Genomic DNA, 19,477 nt, shown 5'->3' with positions numbered 1-19,477 from the left:
CAGGCGTCCCTGCGGGCTAATAGCGGATCGCGTCGATGACCTTCACGCGGACAGCCACCAGTGCGGGGATCAGGCCAGCCAGCGCGCCGACGGCGGTGGCGGCTCCGATGCCGATCAACGCTGCCTCCACCGGGAACGGCGGCAGTTCGCTGATGCCCTGGGCAATCAGGTCCTGGATCCACGGGCTCTTCACCACCGCGACGGCGAGCATCACCCCGACCACACCGGCCACGAAGGTCGCCACCACCGATTCGAGCATGACGCCGAAGAAGATGCGCCCCGACGTCGCACCGAAGCTGCGCCTGATGCCGATCTCCCGCACCCGGTACTTGACCGTAACCATGGAGATGTTGAGCAGCCCCACTGCCCCCAGCAGCAGCACCAAGCCGGCGATGCCGCCCACCGCCCACTGAATGCCCTCGAACGGGTCACCCCAGGCGGCATAGTCGCTGCGGTAGACCTGCACGTGGGCGGCGGGGAATTGGGCCTGCAGATCACCGGTGATCGCTGCCGTCAGGCCCGGTTCGGCGTCGACCGGGAGCCACATCTCCAACGCGGGAGGAGGCCCTCCTGCCCCGCCCAGGCCCCAGCGTTCGTACTGGGCGGTGAGCATCATGGCTGCCGGCATGGCGTTCTCGTGGCCATCCGGCGTGACACCGACGACCGTGGCTGCGATCGGCCGCTGCTGGAAAATCTGCACCACCGGGTTCACGGCAAGATCGGGTTCGCCCAACTGGCGGTGGAACGCTTCGTTGATGATCACCGCAGGCGCCATCGCCGCGGCGTCGGCCTCGGTGAACCAGCGGCCGGTAGCCAAATTTACCCGCCGCATCTCGCCGTAGCTTCTGTCCACCACCGTGGTTTCGGTCGCTATCACGCCATGCGGAAATTGGAAGGAGACCTGGCCGAACGCGCGCCGGCTCGCGTACTCCACGGCGTAGCGTTCCAGCAAAGAGTCGAAGGCAGCCTTGAGAACGGCCGGGTCCTCATTCCCTGTCTCCGTGAAAACTTCAACCGACACAGTGGCCGCACGGCCGCCGGATTGCTCCTGCGCCTGCACCATGCCCTCCCGGGCCATGTTGCCGAGCCCGACGACGGTGGTCAGCGCCGCGACCGACAGCGCCACCCCGATCAGTGCCAGAAGGATCCTGGTTTTGTGGATGCGCAGCTCGGCCCACGCCTCGACCAGCAGGGCAACGACGCCGGTCATGCCGCCTGCTCCGGGGCGTTGAGGATGCCATCACCCAGCCGGTAGTGCCGCTGGGCCAGCGCGGCAACATTCGCGTCGTGGGTGATGGTCACCAGCGCCGCGCCCGATTCCAGCGCCACTTCGTCCAACAGCGCCATCACGCGCTGTCCGGTCTCGATGTCCAAGGCGCCGGTGGGCTCGTCCGCCAGGATCAGCTTGGGCGAACGCACCAACGCCCGTGCAATCGCGATCCGCTGCTGCTCGCCGCCGGAGAGTTTGTGCGGCTTCTCGCGCAGCCGGTCGCCCAAGCCAACCCGCTCCAGCATCCTCGCGGCCAACCGCTCGCGCTGCCAGAACTGTGTGCCGCGTGCATACAACAGGGGCGTCATAACGTTCTCCAAGGCGGTGCGGCCGGGCAACAGGTTGAACTGCTGGAAGATGAATCCCACCTGGGCGCCGCGGGCGACGGCACGCTGCTTCTCCCCCATCGAGGAGACCGGCCGGCCGTCGAAGTACAGCTCGCCGCTGGTGGGCACATCCAACAGCCCGAGGATGTTCAGCAGCGTCGATTTACCGGATCCGGAACGGCCCTGGATCGAGACATGGTCCCCGATACTGATGCTCAGGTCGATGCCCTGCAGGATGTGCAGCGGGTCGCGGTCCGGGATGTGCACGCTCCGGGTCACACCGTGAAGTTCCAGCAGCGGTGCGCCAGTGGCCGCAGCACTCATCCGCCGATCATCCCGAAGCCGCCCTCCATACCGGGCATCATTTGCTCCCCGGGAGCCCCCGGGATGAACTGCAGAACCATGTCGCCCTCGGCGAGCCCGTCGACGATCTCCACCTGCACGCCGTCGTTCAGACCCAGGGTGACTGAGCGCTCGACCGGTTCTCCGCCGTCGTTGCCCACCACCCAGACCAGCCCGGTGTCCACAGATCCTTGGACGGCGGTGGTGGGAACAACCACCACGTTCTTCGCGGTTCCTGCGGTGATGTCGATGGTGGCGCCCAAGCCGGCGAAAACCTTGACGTCCGCGGGTACGGCGCAAATGACCGTGCCGGTTGCCGCGGCCGCCGGGGCTTCCGGCCCGAACGGACCGACAGCCGCAGGCCCCACCTGCTCCGGCTCCGTGCCGCCCCCGTCCGGCGCTTCCCCGACCGTCACTGCCTTGCAGTCAAACGGCGCCGGGCCGCCGTTGACCGTCACCGTGGCCGAGCTGGGGCGGTCCAGCAGCCGGAACTGCTGGTCGGCGGTTAACGTCCCGGTGACCGAGAACGTGCCGGGCGAAATCGTTGCTGCGTCGGCACCGACCGAGACCTGCTGGTCCACCAGCACGGACAACTCGGTGAGCTTGCCAGCCGCAGGGGAAACCACGTTCACGTACGTGTACACGGGGGCGGGCGGCGGGGCCGGTTCCTCATCCGGATCCGGCTCGACCGCCACCAGGGTGGGGTCAGGTTCCACCAGTTTCTGCACTTGGAACAGCGGGTCGCCCTTGGACACGTTCGCGCCGGCGTCGACAAACAGGAAGTTGACTGTTCCCTCGGCGGTGCTGCGCACGTGCACGGCCGGGTCGCTGGCCACCGACCCCTCGAGCTGCACCACATTGGTCACCGTGCCCACTGTTGCCGGGACGCTGGGCGTGACCAACTGGGCCGTGGGCTGCTCGGTGACCGCCTCGGCGCGCATGCCGTCCACGAAGGCGAGCTTGAAGAGCGCGACGGCGATGACGGCGAAAATCGCCAGCCAAGCCACCGGAAAGACGTAGCGACGCAGAGCGCGCATGCGGAATCCCCTTTGTACGATGCACGCCACGGCGGACGAGACTGCGGGTCTTTCAAGACAATGCCTGCGACAAACTCCGCTTGTGACGGAGGCTACCATTCACCGACAGTGCCGCCGGGACAAGGACACGGCACCCGCCGCGATCGTTACGGCGGGAAACGGCCATCCATCAGCCCGCACTTCGGTATCGATTGATATTCGATAGGAAAGCAGCGATACTCGATGGATGCGAAAGACATATCTGGCGGTCACCGCCCTCAGGATCCTGCTGGTGGTGGCGTTCGCCCTGCTCCTCCTCTTCCAGGTGATGTCGCTGCCGGGCCAATTCGCCCACATGGCGGCGGAGTCTCCGCAGCTGGCCTACCTGCAGTGGCCGTTGACGGTGTTCTCGATCGTGGAGCTGCTGTGCGTCCAGGCGGTGATCGTCAGCACTTGGAAACTGCTCACCTTGGTCAAGCACGACCGGATTTTCAGCAAGGCATCCCTGGCCTGGGTGGACGTCATCGTGTGGGCCGTGGTCGCCGCCTGGATCCTGCTGCTTGGGGTCTTCCTGTTCGTCGGGTTCAATGCCGACGACCCCGGGATGCCGCTGCTGATGTTCCTGTTTGTGGTTGCCGGCGCGGTACTCGGGCTGCTGTTGGTGGTTTTGCGGGCCGTGCTGCGGCAGGCCATCACCCTGCGGACCGACATGGACGCGGTGATCTGATGCCGATCGTGGTGCGCATCGACGTCGAGCTGGCGAAACGAAAGATGAGCGTCGGGGAGTTCGCCGAGCGGGTAGGGCTCACCCCCGCCAACGTGGCAGTGCTGAAAAACGGACGGGCCAAAGCCGTGCGATTCAGCACCTTGGATGCGATGTGCCGGGTGCTGGAGTGCCAGCCCGGGGACTTGCTTGAGTGGGTTGAGGAGTGAGCGGCATCGGCGCCGCGGCCACCGCTCCGCCGCTTCCGGTGCTCCGGCGTGCCGCGTCCGCAACGGGCCAACTGCTCCGGTTCGCCTGGCTTCAGGTGCAGTGCTGCCTGTTCGCCGCCGCGATTTTTGCCGGCCTCGCGGTGAGTACGGCGGTGCCCTTGCCGCTCCCCCGCTACGATGCCCTGCTGGTTTACGGCTTGGCCCTCACCACCGTCTTCTACCTGCTGCGGCTGGAAACGGGCCGCGAGGTGGCGGTGATCTTCGGCTTCCATCTGGTCGGGTTGGCGCTGGAATTGTTCAAGGTCCAGATGGGCTCGTGGTCCTATCCGGAGGAGGCTTGGACCAAGGTCGCGGGGGTGCCGCTCTACGCTGGTTTCATGTATGCGGCCGTGGGCTCCTACATCTGCCAGGCGTTCCGCCGGTTCGACCTGCGGATCAACAGCTTCCCGTGGGTTCCGGCCGCGGCACTGGCCGTGGCAGCCTACGCCAACTTTTACACCCACCATTACCTGCCCGACCTGCGCTGGCTGATTGCTGCCGGCTTCGTCGTGGTGCTCTGGCGCAGCCGGGTGCTGTTCACCGTGGGGACGCGCCGGTATGCCATGCCGCTGAGCCTGTCCTTTGTCCTCATCGGCTTTTTCCTGTGGGTCGCCGAGAACGCCGCCACCCTGCTGGGCGCCTGGCAGTATCCGGACCAGTCCCAGATCTGGCAGATGGTGCACGTGGGCAAGTGGGGTTCCTGGGCTCTGCTGGTCAGCCTCAGCTTCGTTCTGGTCGCGGCCGTGAAATCGCAGGAGGGCCGCTTCTACGGCGGGGCCGGCGCGGTGCCCTCTGTTGAACCGCCACGCTGACGGTAGCCTGTTCACACAGGCGCGCCGCTGATGGCCGCCCTGCCATCAGGAGGGGCAATGCGCGGATCCGGCGGCATCACTGCTTTGATGTTCGGAATCATCCTGGCCATCATCGGACTGCAGGTATCCGGCCATGGGGACTGGGCCGGGTTCGGCATCCAGGGCCTGATGATCCTTGCCGTGGCGACGACCGTGGTCCGCGCGGTCCGGGGCCGCAAGCATAAACCGGTCCGTCCGGTGGCGGACCCGGGAAGCGAGATCAACGATCTCTACCTAGGTACCGTCTACCGCGGGCCGCGGATTGTCGCGCCGCCGCAAGCAAAGCACGTTGAGCTGGTCATTGACGACGCTGAACGCCAGCAGTTCCTCAAGGCTCTCGACGACGCCGACCCTCGGTCCGCGCCGGGACGCACCCACGATGGCAGCCTCTGAGCTGAGCACCACGGTTGGCCTGTCCGCGGCCGGTTTGGGACCATGAAGCATGGTTGACGTCACTACCGGAATGATGATCGGCGTGCCTCGGGAACGTGTTGCCGAGTATGCCTCCGACCCGGACAATGCCCCCGACTGGTACCAGAACATCGATTCGGTCCGCTGGGAGACTCCCGGGCCGCTGTCGGTAGGATCCAGCGTGGCCTTTGAGGCCGCCTTCCTCGGCCGGCGCCTCTCCTACACGTACCAGGTCGTCGAGTTCCGCCCAGCGGAAAAACTGGTCATGCGTACCGCCCAGGGTCCGTTTCCCATGCAGACCACCTACGAGTGGACCGAGGCGGGCAGCCACCGCACGCTCATGACCCTGAGGAACAACGGAGAGCCAGCCGGTTTCTCCCGATTCCTTGCTCCGTTCGTCGGCTTCATGATGAAGCGGGCCAACCGCAAGGACCTGGCGCGGATCAAATCGATCCTCGAGTCGGGCGGACCGACCGAACGCTAGTCCCGCAGTCCGTCGACTTCCCGCGGCACCACCACCATCGGCACCGGCAGTGAGCGGAGGACCTTGTGTGCGGTGGCGCCGAGGAACAGCCGGTTGTGCTGGGCCAGCCGGCTGGAGCCGACCACCACCAGCTCGCCTTCCTCCCAGTCCAGCGAGTCGATGGCCTCCTCGATGTTCCGCCCATGCGCCACGGTCACCGTGGCCTTGCCCGGAGGCAGTTCCGTGGCCGCCGAGGCGAGCACCGAGTTGGCATGCAGGTGGGCGCTGTGGATGGCCTCGCCGCTGTCGGAATCCTCGCGCGTATCCAGTGATACCAAGGAGACCAGCCGCAACTGCAGGCCGCGGCGGGAAGCCGCGTTCAGGGCCACGTCGCGGGCTGCCTGGGCGCCCTGCCGCTCGCCGATGAATGCGGTCAACCGGGTCAAGGGCTCCGTCCGCTGATAACCGCGCGGGGCCAGCGCCACCGGAATGGGCGAGGCATGCAACAGCGCGTTTGCCACGCTGCCCACCGTGAAGCGCTTGAACAAACTGCTGCTGCTGGCCCCGATGACGATCAGCCGGGCACCTGTTTCCTCGCCGGCTGCGATCAGCCCCTCGGCGAAAGAATCGGCCGACCGCACCTTAAATTCGGCATGCACGTCGGACGGAATCAATTTCAGGGCCTCGCGCCGTGCCCTGACGACTTCCTGCTCGCTGGCGCTGACGCGCTTGCCTTCGGGGTTCAGCGCGGCATAGGGAGCACTGTCGGCCACCACATAGACAATATCCAGCCCAGTGCCCTGGGTCCGGGCGATGGCCACGGCCAGCGCCACGGCATCGGCCCCCCGATCGTCCGGCTGGTAACCCACCACATAGCGCATGCGACAACCCCTGTCCGTGTCCATAGAGCAGCGGATGCGACGGTTCCGGCACATCCGCATCCGCTGAGGCGACTGTGGTTCCGACTTTAGTCCGCGAGCGCCCACGGCAACAGGGCGGCACCGCGCGGGAGCCGATACGCCCCTTCCGGACGAATATCCGTCCGGCAGGACGAAGGGATCCGGCAGCCGCCCCGGCGGGACGTAGCGAAAGGCTAGGCCGCAGCTACCTTGCGGATGGCTGCTTCCAGCACGTCGAGGGCGTCGGCCAGCAGCTCGTCGCCGATGACCAGCGGCGGCAGCAGGCGCACGACGTTGCCGTAGGTGCCGCAGGTGAGGATGATGACGCCTTCCTGCAGGCAGGCCGCGGCGATCTCCTTGGTGGCCTCGGCGTTCGGCTCCTTGGTGGTGGCGCCGGTGCCCGGCTTGACGAACTCCATCGCCAGCATCGCGCCGCGGCCCCGCAGGTCGCCGATGATGTCCACTTCTTCGGCCAGCTTCCGCAGCCGGCCCATGACCTGCTCCTCGATGTGGCGGGCCCGGGCGCTCAGGTCCTGGGTTTCCATGGTCTCGATGGCGGCCAGTGCGGCGGCACAGGCCACCGGGTTGCCGCCGTAGGTGCCGCCCAGTCCGCCCGGGTGCACGGCGTCCATCAGTTCGGCGCGGCCGGTGATGGCGGACAGCGGCATGCCGCCGGCAATGCCCTTGGCCATCGTGATGATGTCGGGCACCACGCCGTCGTGCTCGGACGCGAACCAGGAACCGGTGCGGCAGAATCCGGACTGGACCTCGTCCGCAATGAAGACCACGCCCTTCTCCTTGGCCCACTCCGCCAGCGCCGGCAAGAAGCCCTCGGCCGGGACAATGAAGCCGCCCTCGCCCTGGATCGGCTCGATCAGGATGGCTGCCACGTTCTCGGCGCCCACCTGCTTCTCGATCATGGTGATCGCGCGGCGGGCGGCGTCCTCTCCCTTAATCTCAGCTTCCTCGCGGTACGGGTAGCTCATCGGCACGCGGTAGATCTCCGGCGCGAACGGGCCGAAGCTGCCGGCCGGGCTGGACTTGTACGGGTTGGCCTTGGCTGTCAGTCCCATGGTGAGGTTGGTCCGGCCATGGTAGGCGTGGTCGAAAGCGACGACGGCGGTGCGTCCGGTGGCGATGCGTGCCACCTTCACTGCGTTCTCCACTGCTTCGGCGCCGGAGTTGAACAGCACAGAGCGCTTCTCGTGGTCGCCCGGGGTCAGCTCGGCCAGCTTCTCGGCCACCGCAATGTAGCCCTCGTAAGGGCTGACCATGAAGCAGGTGTGGGTGAACTTGGCAACCTGATCCTGCACTGCGGCGACGACGGCGGGGTCCGAGGCGCCGACGCTGGTGACGGCAATGCCGGAGCCCAGGTCAATGAACGAGTTGCCGTCCACATCGGTGATGATGCCGCCGTCGGCGTCCGCCACGTAGACCGGGACGCTGGAGGCAACACCACCTGCCACCACCGCGCTGCGGCGGGCAGACAGTTCTGCAGATTTGGGGCCGGGGAAGCCCGCGGACACATCACGCTTCTGTGCAAGCCGGAACTGGGTCGTCTGAGTGGTCATGGTGTGCCTTTCAGGTTGGGGTGGGGATGCCGTTGGCCATCTGGATGCCCGGCGCACGCATGTCACCGCCGCAGACCAAGGTAAAGGCCGTCCAGCCGGCGAACAGCGCGTGCCAAGGGAAGCCGTGCTCTACAGCGAGATTACGGTTTCCGCGGGAGTGCTGCCTATGGCGGCCCGCACAGCCAATGCGCCATCCCGCCGTGCAATTGGCCAGACATGCGGACGGTGGCGCCCTCCGGCACATCGGCCGGAGGACGCCACCGGGGGAAACGGCAGCCGGGTCAGAGTTCCGGCGCGTGCTCCGCCGGCATTGCTCCATCGTCCTCGGGGTGGCGGTTGAGGTTGACCAGTGCCAGCGCCAACCCTCCCCACACGGTGAGGATGGCGATAATCAACATCACGATCGCTGCGGTGCTCATCGTTGTGCCTCCTGCAAGGTTGCGGAATCCAGTTCCGGATCGTTGGCGGCCGAGTTCCTGCCCCACGGAATCAGCGAGAGCAGGAACGCCACGATGATCAGGCCGCCGGCCATTCCCCAGCCGAAGACACCAACAAACCAGTCGGGCATGGCCGGATCGCCGTACCCTTCCTGGATCCTCTTGATCACTTCGCTGATCAGGATGTAGCCCAGCACAATCGGCGAGACGATGCCGACCATGATCCGCCACCATAGCCCCAGCTTGATGGACGATACCTCGCTGACGTGTCCGCCCAGCAGCGGCAACTTGCGGAAACCATAGGTCACCAGCAGCACCGTCACCAGGGCACACGCCATGATGCCAAAGTTGTTGACGAACGCGTCGGTGACGTCCAGCAGGTTCAGACCGGTGGTAGTCGGGAACAGCAGGATGGAAATCAATGCCAACGGGATGCCCACGCACCAGGTGGTCTTGATCCGACTCATGCCCAGCTTGTCCTGCACCGCCGCGATGATGACCTCGATGATGCTGATCAGCGAGGTGAAGCCGGCGAACACCAGCGAGCCGAAGAACAGCACACCCAGCAGTCCGCCCAGCGGCGCCTCGGAAATGATGGTGGGGAACGCGATGAAGGCCAGGCCGATTCCGCCGGCGGCAACATCGCCGACCTCGGCACCGGAACTGAAGGCCATGAAGCCCACCGCGGCGAAAACACCGATGCCGGCCAGGATCTCGAAGCCGGAGTTTGCGAAGCCCACCACGAAGCCGGAACCGGTCAGATCCGTCTTGTGCTTGAGGTAGGACGCGTAAGTGACCATGATGCCGAAGGCCACGGACAACGAGAAGAAGATCTGGCCGTAGGCCGCGGCCCAGACCGTGGTGTTCGTGAGCGCACCCCAGTCCGGAGTGAACAGGGCATTCAGCCCATCTGCGGCACCGGGCAGGAACAGCGACTGCACCACCAGGATCAGGAACATGACAAGCAGCAGCGGCAGGAAAATGATGTTCGCCCGGCCGATGCCCTTCTGTACGCCGGCGGCCAGCACCAGCAAGGTCACTACCCAGACGATGATCAGCGGGATCAGGACCATGGGCACGAAATCGAAGCCGATGTTCACATCCTCGCTCACCTGAAGGAAGGAGCCTAGGAAGAAACCGGCCGGGTCGTCGCCCCACGCCTCCGTGACCGAGAAGATCATGTACATCGCGGCCCACGCGATAATCACCGCATAGTAGACGCAGATGATGAAGCAGATGGCCACCTGCCACCAGCCCAGCCCTTCGGCGCCGCGGGCCAGCCGGCGGTAGGCCAGCGGGGCGGAGCCACGGTGGCGGTGCCCCACGGCGTAGTCGAGGAACAGCAGCGGGATGCCCGCCGTCAGCAGGGCCACCAGGTACGGAATGATGAAGGCGCCGCCGCCGTTTTCGTAGGCGACATACGGGAAGCGCCAGATGTTGCCCAGGCCGACGGCGGAGCCGATCGCCGCAAGGATGAACACCTTGCGGGTGGACCACATCTCGCGCTTGGGCTTGGCGCCCGGCACGGCCTGCGGTGTAGGGGTACTCATGAATGGACCTCAAAGGGTAGGGATTTCGGTGCTGTGACGGCTGTTACGCCGCGGACCATCCTAGCGGCGCTGCCCCGCCGCCGGAAACCGCGAAGGCCCGCCCGGTCGCCGTAGGGCGACGAATCCTTTCAGCAAGCAGCTACTGCCCTGTGCCACAGCCGCGGGGCGCCAGCGCCTGCATAGTGCGTCTGCACAACGGGCAGCCGTATAGTGGCAGCATGGCTGTCACTCTCGCCAAACTCCTGGCCTCCCCTGCGCTGCACCTGAAACTGGTGGGCACCGCGCAGGGCGATCCGGACGCGCCCATCACCTGGGTGGCTTCCACGGAACTGGAGGATCCGCTGCCTTTCCTGAGCGGCGGCGAGGTGGTGCTGACCACCGGTCTGCGGCAGAAGACCGCGGCCGCGCAGCGCAAATTCGTGGCACGCGTCCATCAGGCCGGCGCAGTGGGCATGGGCTTCGCGCTGGGGCTCACGCACCGCAAGGTGCCGCCGGGGGTGCTGGCGGCAGCCAATGAGCTTGAGCTGCCGGTCTTTGAAGTGCCCTACGAGACGCCGTTCGTGGCGATCAGCAAAATGGTGGCCGATGCGATTTCCGCCGATCACTACAACCGGTTGGAGCGCCTGCTCAAGGACCACCAGGCGTTGGCGGCCTCGTTGCTGGGCGGCGGTGGTCTCCCCGCGCTGCTGCGCAAGCTCGCCGCAATGGTGGGCACCGACGTCGTGCTTTCGCAGTACGGCACGCGGCTGTACGGAACCGGCGGCAAGCGCACCAACTGGCATGAGGTTCCGATCGCCACGGGGCTGAAGGACCGCTGCACGCTGGCGCTGGCCGAACCGTACGAGCGCAACGCCATCGTGGACTACGCGCAGAGCCTGATCAGCCTGGAGTTGAGCAACCAGGCCCACCGCCGCGCGGCCGACCGACGCTCCGTGGGACAGGTGCTGCTGGACGTGGTGGGAGGCGTGCTGCAGGGCGGGGACGCGTCGCTGCGGCTGAGCAACGTGGGGATCGACGCCGGACGGCGGCAATTGGTGGTCATGGTGCAGGTGGCCGGGGCCCAGCGCCGGGCATTGCCCACGTTGCCGCTGCCGGCCGCGTTCGACGGCGTGGTGACCGGCCTGGTGGACGAGCGACTGGTGCTGGTGGTGCAGGGCGCCGAATCGGGTGAATCGCTGGGCCGCGAGCTGAGCACCTACCTGCAGGACGCGGGCCTCACCGCAACCGTGGGCGTGGGCGGCAGCTACGCCCAGGCTAACGGGCTGCGTTGGAGCTACTTCGAGGCCAAGGAAGCGGTGGGCCGGGGCGGCCGGCTGAACGTGCCGCAGCGGCTCTCGCTGACCTCCCTGCTGCTGGCGTCCGAAGACGTTCCGCTGGGCGATCTGGCGGCCGAAGCACTGGACCCGCTGGCCGACTTCGACGCCGCGCATGATGCCGCCCTGCTGCCCACCTTGCAGACCTATCTGGAGCTGAACGGGTCGGTAGCCGCAGTGGCGGAGGAGCTGGGACTGCACCGGAACTCCGTTCGCTACCGGCTGTCCCAGATCGTGGAACTGACCGGCTACGACCCCGCGCTCACCGCGGACCGGGTGCACCTGTGGCTGGCCCTGACGGTGCGCCGGCTGGGTTCCGACTCGGGGTCGCAAGGCTAGCTACGTCGGCCGTCCCGAACCCTTGTCATAAGAGGGCGCAGGCACAAGGCTGGGGGGCATGGGACACGAGACGCACGAGAGCCGCACGGTGACCTGGCTGGGAACCGATGATCCGCAGCGCGCCGACACGGCCACCATCAACCTGGAACCCGAACGGCTCAGCGCCCACGGTGCCTCGCGCACCGCCGACTACGCCGCGAGCTGGTCCCTGACCACCACCGGCAATTGGTTCACCGAGAACCTCACGGTCTCCGTGCACGGTCAGGGCTGGAGCCGGTATCTGGTGCTGGACCGCGCCACCGACGGCAGCTGGCGCGCGGCCACGAAGGTGTCCGGCGACGCCCACCTGCCGGAGCCGGGCATCGACGATCCGGCATCGCTGACCGGGGCGGTGGACTGCGACCTGGGCCTGTGCCCGGCCACCAACACCATGCCGATCCTGCGCCTGGGACTGGTCCACGACGCCGAGGCCGCCGCGGAGCTGACGGTGGCGTGGGTGGAGATGCCGAGCCTGCGGGTGCTTGGCCGGCAACAGATCTACAGCGGCTCCCGCGCGTACGACGACGGCACCGGCACGGCCGCTGTCACCTACAGTTCCGGCGACTTCAGCGCCGAGCTTGAGGTGGACTCCGACGGCATCGTGATCGACTACCCCGGCCTGGCCACCCGCCGCCGGGACTGACGGGGCTAATGGGCTGACAGGACTGAACGACGCGAGGTAAGCACCGTCGTCGTCATCGGTTCGAGCCAGTCGGTGCCGCCACATAGGATGGTAGCCAAGCCCGCCTACCAACCGTTCCAGGGAGAAACCATGCCCGAAATGTTCGTGGACAAGTTCCGTGCCCTCGTGCCCAAGTACCTGGACCGGACGTGGACCGAAGACGACGGCATCTCCTACGACGAACTCGAGGGGCTGCTGGGCGAGCACAAGTTTCAGGTCCCGCAGGCGCTGGTGGAGTTCTACCACGCGCTCGGCGGCTGCGAAGACCTGATGGAAGCCCACGATTTCTTCTTCGATCCGAACGAGCTCGAGATCGAGGACGGCTACCTGCTGTTTCTGGACGAGATGGACGAAGAAGCGAACTGGGGTTTCAAGTCCGAGCACCTGGATGTGCCCGACCCCATCGTCTGGATCCGCACCAACGGCCCGAAGCAGCGGTGGCAGAGCGAAGACGCCACCTTCAGCGAGTTCGTCTTCGACATGTTCGAGTGGGTCTTCGGGGACGAGGAAGAAGAAGAGTGAGCAACTCCGCCTAGCGCGCCTCCGCCGCCAGCGCCACGCCGAAGCCGACCAGCACGGTGCCGGTGATCCGGTCGATCGCGCGCACCACGGTCGGGGTGCGGAGCCATTGGCGGGCAACATGCGTGCCCCAGATGATGGCCGAGAAGAACACCAGCCCCTCCAGGTTGTGCACCATGGCCAGCGCGGTGCCCATGAGCGCCGGCGAGACATCCGGCGGGATGAACTGCGGGATCATCGCCATGTAGAACACGCCGACCTTGGGGTTCAGCAGGTTGGTGCCCATACCGGTGAGCCACGCCTGGGCGTAGGAGCCTGGAACCTCCGGCTCTGCCGCTTCGGGCGCGTCTGCGGGCCGCCCGCGGAACGACTTCCACAGCATCCGGCCGCCCAGCCAGACCATGTAGGCGGCGCCGGCAACCTTCAACACAGTGAACGCAGTCTCCGAGGCGGCCAGCACGGCGGATGCCCCGACCGCTGCCGCGATGCCCCAGACCAAGGCCCCGGTATTGATGCCCAGCGCGGTGGCGTAAGCCCTGCCCCGACCTTGGCTGACGGCCGATCGGAGCACCAGCGCGGTGTCCATCCCGGGCACCAGGGTCAGCAGTCCGGCCACCAGGGCAAAGGACAGCAGCGCCTGTTCCACGCTCATCGGCTCACCGGTTCACTCACCGGCAAAGGTCGGAGCGCGCCGCACCGGTTAGACCTCGCGGTCCACGACGGCTTCGGCGAAGGCCGTCAGCGCGAACTTCACCGTGCTCTCCGGCAGCGGGTCCAGCGATGCCTTGGCGGCGTCGGCCCATTCGCCGGCGATGGACCAGGCCTTCGCGGTGACCGGGTGTGCGCGCAGTGCGGTGACCGCCTCGGCCAGGGCGTCGTCGGAGGTCAGATCGGCGTCCACCAGTGCCAGCACCGAGGCGGCGGAAGCATCGCCGTCGGCCGCGGCCTGGCGCAGCAGCAGCACCGGCAGCGTGGGCACGCCCTCGCGCAAGTCGGTCCCCGGGGTCTTGCCCGACTTGACCTTGAGCCCGGTCACGTCGATGACGTCGTCGGCCAACTGGAAGGCAACACCCACCTTCTCGCCGTATTCCAGCATCACGTTGACGGCCTGCTCGCCGGCGCCGGAGAACATGGCGCCCAGCTGGCCCGAGGTGGCAATCAGCGAGGCCGTCTTGTCCGCGATGACGGACAGGTAGTGCTCCACCGGGTCTTCGTCGTCGCGCGGGCCGACGGTTTCGTGCAGCTGGCCCAGGCAGAGCCTCTCGAAGGTCCGGGCCTGGATGCCCACAGCCTCCGGGCCCAGCTGGGAGACCAGCAGCGAGGCGCGGGCAAAGATCAGGTCGCCGGCCAGGATGGCCACCTGGTTGCCCCACACCTCGTGCGCGGTCGGGGCGCCGCGCCGGTACGGGGCCGAGTCCATCACGTCGTCGTGGTAGAGCGTGGCCAGGTGCGTCAGTTCAACCACGACGGCGGCCTGCACCACTTCGGGGACCGAGCCGTTGCCCAGCTGCGAGGCGAGGATGGTCAGCAGCGGGCGGATCCGCTTTCCGCCGGCTTCCACCAGGTGTTTGCTAGTGGCATCGGCGAACGGATCGGAATGCGCAATGGCCGCGCGCAGCTGCTTCTCCACCCGGGCCAGCGCGGTGGAGACCTCGGGACCGAGCACAGCGTCTTGGGCCACCGGGTCGAATCCGGCCGGCAGGTTCAAGCTGGTGGCAAGGGCGGCGGTTGCTGTATCCAGCTCCGGCGACTCCGGCGGGTTCTGGCCGGCAGGAGTCCAACTCGGTTTAGCGTCAGTCACGGTTCAACACTAACTAATCGTCGGGGCGGTATGGCTGATCGGCTTGCGGCCGCCAGTCTGGTTGGATGCCGGCGGCGTGAGCTGCTCCAGCAGATGAATAACTCTATCCTCAAATCCCTTGCCGCCTGAGTCTGTCAGATTGGCCAGCATCCGCACCACAAAGCGCATCAGCGGCGGGACCGGCATTCCGGTTCGCAGCGCCAGCTTCATGACGGCCGGTTTGCCGATCAGCTGGGCGAAAATCCGGCCCAGGGTGAAGTGGCTGCCCCAGTGGCCGCGGATGATCGCAGGGTAGGCGGACAGTGCGGCGTCGAATCCGGCCCGGCTGAGCAGCTGGCCGCCGGATCCGGACAAGCGGGAATGGGCGTCGGCAATCAGCTCCGCTGCGTAGCGGGCCGACTCCATCGCGTAGGAGATACCCTCGCCATTGAACGGGCTGACCATGCCGCCGGCGTCGCCCAGGAGCAGCAGTCCGGGGCTGTAGTGCGGAGTGCGGTTGAAGCCCATCGGCAGCGCCGCGCCGCGGATCTCGCCGACCTGGTTCTCCTCGGTGAAGCCCCAGTCCGCGGGCATTCCGGCGGTCCACTCGCGGAGCACTTGCTTATAGTCCAGCTTGCCGAAGGACTTGGAGGAGTTCAGAATGCCCAGGCCCACATTGGAGGTGCCGTCCCCCACGCCGAAAACCCAGCCGTAGCCGGGCAGCGGGTTGCCGGCTGCGTCGGGCAGTTCCAGCCAGCCTTCCATCCAGTCGTCGTCGTGCCGGGGCGAGTTGAAGTAGGTGCGCACGGCCACACCGAGCGGCCGGTCGTCGCGCTTCTCGATGCCCAGGCTCAGCGCGGTGCGGGTGGAGTTGCCGTCGGCGGCGAGCACCACGTCGGCGAAGAAGTCCTTGGTCACGCCGGTCTTGCGGCCGCGCTCGTCCAGCAGGTTGGCGCGCACGCCGATGACCCGTCCGTCGCCGTCCCTTAAAGCGGTGGAGACAGAATGGCGTTCCAGCACCACGGCGCCGGCCACCTCGGCATGCCGGGCCAGTGCCTCGTCAAAGCCCAACCGGGTGCGGATCAGCCCGTAGTCCGGGAAGTCGCTCAGTTCCGGCCAGGCAAGCTCAAGCTGCCGGCCGCCGGCGATCAGCCGCAGCCCCCGGTTCCGGCGCCAGCCGGCCGATTCCTCGTGCGGCAGGCCCAGCAATTGCACCTCGCGCACCGCGCGCGGCGTCAACCCGTCGCCGCAGACCTTTTCGCGCGGGAAAGCCGTCTTTTCCAGCACGGTCACTTCAACGCCGGCCGCCGCCAGGTAGTACGCCGCGGTGGCTCCTGCCGGACCGGCCCCAACAATCAGAACTGACATGGCTACAGGGTGCGCCTGCTGCTTTGGTGCTTCAGCGAAGCCTGCGCACCGGTGTTGGCCACATCGTCCCTGCCGGGCTTGGTGGCCCGGTGGACGGCCACGATGCCGCCGGACAGGTTACGGTAGGCCGCGGCCTGCCAGCCTTCGCCGGTGATCCATTCGGCCAACTGGTCCTGGTTCGGCCAGGCGCGGATTGACTCGGCCAGATAGACGTAGGAGTCCGGGTTGGACGAGATCTTGGAGGCGATCGCCGGCAGCGCCCGCATCAGGTACTCGGTGTACACGGTGCGCCACGGCGCGAAGGTCGGCTGCGAAAACTCGGCGATCACCATCCGGCCGCCGGGCTTGGTGACGCGCAGCATCTCGCGCAGCGCCAGCTTCGGATCGCTGACGTTGCGCAGGCCGAAGGAAATGGTCACCGCGTCGAAGGAGTTGTCCGCGAAGGGCAGCGCGGTGGCGTCGCCGGCCACAAAATCGATGTCCGGGCGGCGGCGCTTGCCCACGCGCAGCATGCCCAGTGAGAAATCGCACGCCACTACATGGATGCCGGCGTCGGCGTATGGCTCGCTGGACGTGCCGGTTCCGGCAGCCAGGTCCAAGACCTTCTGGCCGCGCTCGGCGCCCACCGCCTCCACCACGATCCGGCGCCACCGGCGGGTCTGGCCCATCGACAGCACATCGTTGACCAGGTCGTACTTCGGCGCCACGTCATCAAACATGGCGGCTACTTCATCCGGGCGCTTCTCCAGCGATGCACGATTCACCGCTTCATTGTCTCAAAGACCGGCACCCGCCCGCGAACCCGGGCGGGCGCGCCCGGTGTCCGCCGGCGTTCTGTGCGCGGCCGGGGTTCTCGGCGGGGCAGAGTAGGCTTAATGTCCATGACCTCCGCGCTCTCCCCCTCGTCCGGCCTGCCCGGAACCCGGCCGGCCGCCGCTGCCGTCGGCACGGCCCCTGAGGCGGCGGCGCCATCGCGTTCAGGCATCCTGCGCGGCATTACGGTTGAGTGGCCTGCGGTCCCGGACACCCAGGGACTGCTGGAGTATCTGGTGCGCGACGATGTGCTCTGCTGGGTGCGCCGCGAGGGCGGCCTGGCCGGCTTCGGCGAGGTTGCGCGCTTCACGGCCAGCGGGCCGGACCGTTTCCAGCAGGCGGCCGCGTGGTGGCGAGGCCTTCAGACCGGAGCGGACATCGACAACCAAGTGGGCGGCCCCGGCACCGGACCGGTTGCCTTCGGCTCCTTCGCCTTCTCCTACACCTCGGCCCACAGCTCCCGTCTGGTGGTGCCGGAGGTGCTGGTGGGCCTGGACGGGGACCGAGCCTGGCTCACCTATCTCACGTACGACGGCGATGCCCACCTCAGTGCCGCGACCGCCGAGGCCGCGCTGGCGGCGTGGGTGGAGGAAATCTCGGTCGAACGCAGTCCGGACCCGGCCGACTCTTTGGTGCCGGGACAGGTGTCCGAGCAGGCCTACATGGAGGCCGTGGCGGCGGGCGTTGAGCGCATCCAGGCCGGGCAGCTGAGCAAACTCGTGGTGGCCCGGGACGTGGTGGCCAACCTGTCCACGCCCATCGCCACCGCGCAGGTGCTGCGCGAACTGGCCGCACGGTACACAGACTGCTGGACGTATTCGGTGGACGGGCTGATCGGTTCCACCCCGGAGATGCTGATCAAGGTGGAGAACAACGTGGCCCGCGCCCGCGTACTGGCCGGCACCCTGGACCGCTCGCGGACGCAGAACCAGGCCGGTGAGTCGGACACCGACTACGCCCAGCGGGTGCTGGCCGGTTCGGAGAAGCAGCGGCGCGAGCACCAGATCGCCATCGACTCGCTGACCCGCAAGCTGGAGCCATTCACCACCGCGATGACCTCGCACAGCGAGCCGTTCGTGCTGGAACTGCCCAATGTGTGGCATCTGGCCTCCGATGTCTCAGCTGAGCTGGCACACGACGGCGGGCAGCCGCCGTCGTCGTTGGAACTGGCCGAAGCGGTGCACCCCACTGCAGCCGTCTGCGGCACACCCACCGAGGTTGCCGGAGCCCTGATCCGCGAACTGGAACAGATGGACCGCGGCCCCTACGCCGGTCCGGTCGGCTGGACCGACAGCGCGGGCAACGGCGAATGGGGAATCGCGCTGCGCGGCGCCGTCGTGGAAAGCCCGCAGCAGGTCCGGCTGTATGCCGGATGCGGCGTCGTGGATGGCTCCGATCCGCAGGCCGAATTGGCCGAGACCTGGGCGAAGTTCCGGCCGATGATCGAGGCGCTCGGCCTGCGCCGCTGATAACTATTCGCAGACAATCGGCGCAGCCGAATCAAAGTGCCCCCTTGGGCGACTACGCTGTTTCCCTATAGGCAAATCCTGTAGCCTGTGGTGTATATCACTTGCGACGGATGTGTTCCCGCTACACTTAAGCCGGATTTCCAACGAGACAAAGGTAGTAACTATGCGCAAGAAGGCATCCAAGGCGGTCCAGGGGCTCTCCCTCCTGGCCGTCGCGGCACTCGCATTGACCGCCTGCGGCGGTTCTGACAACGCCGGCGGCAACGGCGGCACCGGCAGCGCCAGCGGCGCGGCTAGCGACCTGCCCCTGGTTCAGGCCGGCACGCTGACCGTCTGCTCAGACATCCCCTACCCGCCCTTCGAGTTCGAAGAAGGCGGGAAGTACACCGGCTTCGACATCGATCTGATCACGGACATCGCTTCCGAAATGGGCCTTGAGGTGTCCGTCCAGGACGTCGGCTTTGATGCCCTGCAGTCCGGTGTCACCCTGGCCGCCGGCCAGTGCGACCTCGGCGCCAGCGCGATGACCATCACCGAGGACCGCAAGAAGAACATCGCCTTCTCCGACCCGTACTATGACTCGCTGCAGTCGCTGCTGGTTCCGGAGGGCTCGGACATCAAGTCAATCGACGACCTCGCCGGCAAAAAGGTAGGTGTCCAGCAGGGCACCACCGGCGAGTCCTACACCCGGGAGAACGCGCCCAGCGACGCCGAGATTGTAGCGTTCCCGTCCGACGCCGAGATGTACCAGGCCATCCAGGCCGGACAGGTCGACGCTCTGCTGCAGGACCTTCCGGTGAACATCGGCCACACCAAGGACGGCAAGTTCACCTTGGTGCAGGAGTACAAGACCGACGAGACCTACGGTTTCGCGGCGAAGAAGGAAGGCTCCGAGGCCCTGATCTCGGCGGTCAACGATGCCCTCACGACGCTGCGCGACAACGGCAAGTACCAGGAAATTTACGACAAGTACTTCACCGAGTAGTACGCCGCCCTCCGGCCCTCGTCCCCGAGCCTGATCGCCGGGGACGAGGGCCGCCGACTTAC

21 protein-coding genes are annotated in these 19,477 nt (G+C 67.0%); 10 read left to right on the top strand and 11 right to left on the bottom strand.

The window, feature by feature from the left end; translation table 11 throughout:
* Nucleotides 1-16: 16 nt before the first annotated feature.
* Genes AB0N75_RS01315 through AB0N75_RS01305 form a run of 3 tightly spaced genes read right to left on the bottom strand, consistent with a single transcriptional unit; the run spans nt 17 to nt 2,975 of the window.
* Nucleotides 17-1,210: an ABC transporter permease gene (locus tag AB0N75_RS01315; RefSeq protein ID WP_364643977.1), complete on the bottom strand. Its 1,194-nt coding sequence runs from the start codon at nt 1,208-1,210 to the stop codon at nt 17-19.
* On the bottom strand, nt 1,207-1,920 hold the full coding sequence (locus AB0N75_RS01310) for an ABC transporter ATP-binding protein (protein WP_364643974.1): 714 nt from the start codon (nt 1,918-1,920) through the stop codon (nt 1,207-1,209). Before AB0N75_RS01310 ends, AB0N75_RS01315 begins: the two co-directional genes overlap by 4 nt.
* Nucleotides 1,917-2,975, bottom strand: coding sequence for a secretion protein HlyD (locus AB0N75_RS01305; RefSeq protein ID WP_364643971.1), 1,059 nt, complete (start codon nt 2,973-2,975; stop codon nt 1,917-1,919). The genes AB0N75_RS01310 and AB0N75_RS01305 overlap by 4 nt, the downstream gene beginning before the upstream one ends.
* Nucleotides 2,976-3,201: 226 nt before the next feature.
* Between AB0N75_RS01305 and AB0N75_RS01300 the strand changes: the two genes are divergently transcribed.
* The 5 genes from AB0N75_RS01300 to AB0N75_RS01280 are packed head-to-tail and all read left to right on the top strand — an operon-like array spanning nt 3,202 to nt 5,672.
* Nucleotides 3,202-3,681 carry a DUF2975 domain-containing protein gene (locus AB0N75_RS01300; RefSeq protein ID WP_364643968.1) on the top strand — a complete coding sequence of 160 codons (480 nt, stop codon included), beginning with the start codon at nt 3,202-3,204 and terminating at the stop codon, nt 3,679-3,681.
* Complete coding sequence (locus tag AB0N75_RS01295) at nt 3,681-3,887, top strand: helix-turn-helix transcriptional regulator (protein WP_127512832.1); 207 nt, start codon at nt 3,681-3,683, stop codon at nt 3,885-3,887. The genes AB0N75_RS01300 and AB0N75_RS01295 overlap by 1 nt, the downstream gene beginning before the upstream one ends.
* Nucleotides 3,884-4,738, top strand: coding sequence for a DUF817 domain-containing protein (locus AB0N75_RS01290; RefSeq protein WP_364643965.1), 855 nt, complete (start codon nt 3,884-3,886; stop codon nt 4,736-4,738). Before AB0N75_RS01295 ends, AB0N75_RS01290 begins: the two co-directional genes overlap by 4 nt.
* A gap of 57 nt (nt 4,739-4,795) precedes the next feature.
* The gene (locus AB0N75_RS01285; protein WP_364643962.1) at nt 4,796-5,170 is read left to right on the top strand and encodes a hypothetical protein; all 375 of its coding nucleotides are present in this window, start codon (nt 4,796-4,798) and stop codon (nt 5,168-5,170) included.
* Nucleotides 5,171-5,219: 49 nt separating this feature from the next.
* Nucleotides 5,220-5,672 (top strand): SRPBCC family protein, encoded by a 453-nt coding sequence (locus AB0N75_RS01280; protein WP_364643959.1) that lies wholly within the window; start codon nt 5,220-5,222, stop codon nt 5,670-5,672.
* Here AB0N75_RS01280 and AB0N75_RS01275 read toward each other — a convergent pair.
* The 4 genes from AB0N75_RS01275 to AB0N75_RS01260 form a co-directional block, all read right to left on the bottom strand.
* Nucleotides 5,669-6,532 carry a universal stress protein gene (locus AB0N75_RS01275; RefSeq protein WP_364643957.1) on the bottom strand — a complete coding sequence of 288 codons (864 nt, stop codon included), beginning with the start codon at nt 6,530-6,532 and terminating at the stop codon, nt 5,669-5,671. The genes AB0N75_RS01280 and AB0N75_RS01275 overlap by 4 nt on opposite strands.
* Before the next feature lie 212 nt (nt 6,533-6,744).
* The gene (gabT, locus tag AB0N75_RS01270) at nt 6,745-8,121 is read right to left on the bottom strand and encodes a 4-aminobutyrate--2-oxoglutarate transaminase (RefSeq protein ID WP_364643954.1); all 1,377 of its coding nucleotides are present in this window, start codon (nt 8,119-8,121) and stop codon (nt 6,745-6,747) included.
* A gap of 281 nt (nt 8,122-8,402) precedes the next feature.
* Nucleotides 8,403-8,540 carry a methionine/alanine import family NSS transporter small subunit gene (locus AB0N75_RS01265; protein ID WP_127512836.1) on the bottom strand — a complete coding sequence of 46 codons (138 nt, stop codon included), beginning with the start codon at nt 8,538-8,540 and terminating at the stop codon, nt 8,403-8,405.
* A complete protein-coding gene (locus AB0N75_RS01260) occupies nt 8,537-10,108 on the bottom strand; it encodes a sodium-dependent transporter (RefSeq protein ID WP_364643950.1) in 1,572 nt (523 codons plus the stop codon). The genes AB0N75_RS01265 and AB0N75_RS01260 overlap by 4 nt, the downstream gene beginning before the upstream one ends.
* 218 nt (nt 10,109-10,326) lie before the next feature.
* Here AB0N75_RS01260 and AB0N75_RS01255 point away from each other — a divergent pair, with 218 nt between their 5' ends.
* The 3 genes from AB0N75_RS01255 to AB0N75_RS01245 all read left to right on the top strand — a co-directional run bounded on the left by AB0N75_RS01255 (nt 10,327) and on the right by AB0N75_RS01245 (nt 13,003).
* Nucleotides 10,327-11,760, top strand: coding sequence for a PucR family transcriptional regulator ligand-binding domain-containing protein (locus tag AB0N75_RS01255; RefSeq protein ID WP_364643947.1), 1,434 nt, complete (start codon nt 10,327-10,329; stop codon nt 11,758-11,760).
* A 58-nt stretch (nt 11,761-11,818) separates the two neighbouring features.
* Nucleotides 11,819-12,442 carry a putative glycolipid-binding domain-containing protein gene (locus AB0N75_RS01250; RefSeq protein WP_364643944.1) on the top strand — a complete coding sequence of 208 codons (624 nt, stop codon included), beginning with the start codon at nt 11,819-11,821 and terminating at the stop codon, nt 12,440-12,442.
* Nucleotides 12,443-12,571: 129 nt separating this feature from the next.
* On the top strand, nt 12,572-13,003 hold the full coding sequence (locus tag AB0N75_RS01245; protein WP_364643942.1) for a hypothetical protein: 432 nt from the start codon (nt 12,572-12,574) through the stop codon (nt 13,001-13,003).
* A 10-nt stretch (nt 13,004-13,013) separates the two neighbouring features.
* On the opposite strand, the gene AB0N75_RS01240 is transcribed toward AB0N75_RS01245, so the two are convergent.
* Genes AB0N75_RS01240 through AB0N75_RS01225 form a run of 4 tightly spaced genes read right to left on the bottom strand, consistent with a single transcriptional unit; the run spans nt 13,014 to nt 16,912 of the window.
* On the bottom strand, nt 13,014-13,652 hold the full coding sequence (locus AB0N75_RS01240; RefSeq protein WP_364643939.1) for a LysE family translocator: 639 nt from the start codon (nt 13,650-13,652) through the stop codon (nt 13,014-13,016).
* 48 nt (nt 13,653-13,700) lie between these two features.
* Nucleotides 13,701-14,801 (bottom strand): polyprenyl synthetase family protein, encoded by a 1,101-nt coding sequence (locus tag AB0N75_RS01235; protein WP_364643936.1) that lies wholly within the window; start codon nt 14,799-14,801, stop codon nt 13,701-13,703.
* Between the two features lie 9 nt (nt 14,802-14,810).
* Complete coding sequence (locus AB0N75_RS01230) at nt 14,811-16,148, bottom strand: geranylgeranyl reductase family protein (protein WP_364643933.1); 1,338 nt, start codon at nt 16,146-16,148, stop codon at nt 14,811-14,813.
* Between the two features lie 2 nt (nt 16,149-16,150).
* A complete protein-coding gene (locus AB0N75_RS01225) occupies nt 16,151-16,912 on the bottom strand; it encodes a demethylmenaquinone methyltransferase (protein ID WP_364643931.1) in 762 nt (253 codons plus the stop codon).
* Nucleotides 16,913-17,029: 117 nt separating this feature from the next.
* On the opposite strand from AB0N75_RS01225, the gene AB0N75_RS01220 reads away from it, so the two are divergent.
* Together AB0N75_RS01220 and AB0N75_RS01215 are read left to right on the top strand one after the other, a co-directional pair.
* A complete protein-coding gene (locus AB0N75_RS01220) occupies nt 17,030-18,430 on the top strand; it encodes an isochorismate synthase (RefSeq protein WP_364644805.1) in 1,401 nt (466 codons plus the stop codon).
* A 163-nt stretch (nt 18,431-18,593) separates the two neighbouring features.
* Nucleotides 18,594-19,415, top strand: coding sequence for a basic amino acid ABC transporter substrate-binding protein (locus AB0N75_RS01215; RefSeq protein ID WP_364643929.1), 822 nt, complete (start codon nt 18,594-18,596; stop codon nt 19,413-19,415).
* Nucleotides 19,416-19,477: the final 62 nt, after the last annotated feature.

Source organism: Arthrobacter sp. NPDC089319 (assembly GCF_040684925.1).
GTDB lineage: Bacteria > Actinomycetota > Actinomycetes > Actinomycetales > Micrococcaceae > Crystallibacter.
This window is presented reverse-complemented; position numbering and strand designations above follow the sequence as displayed.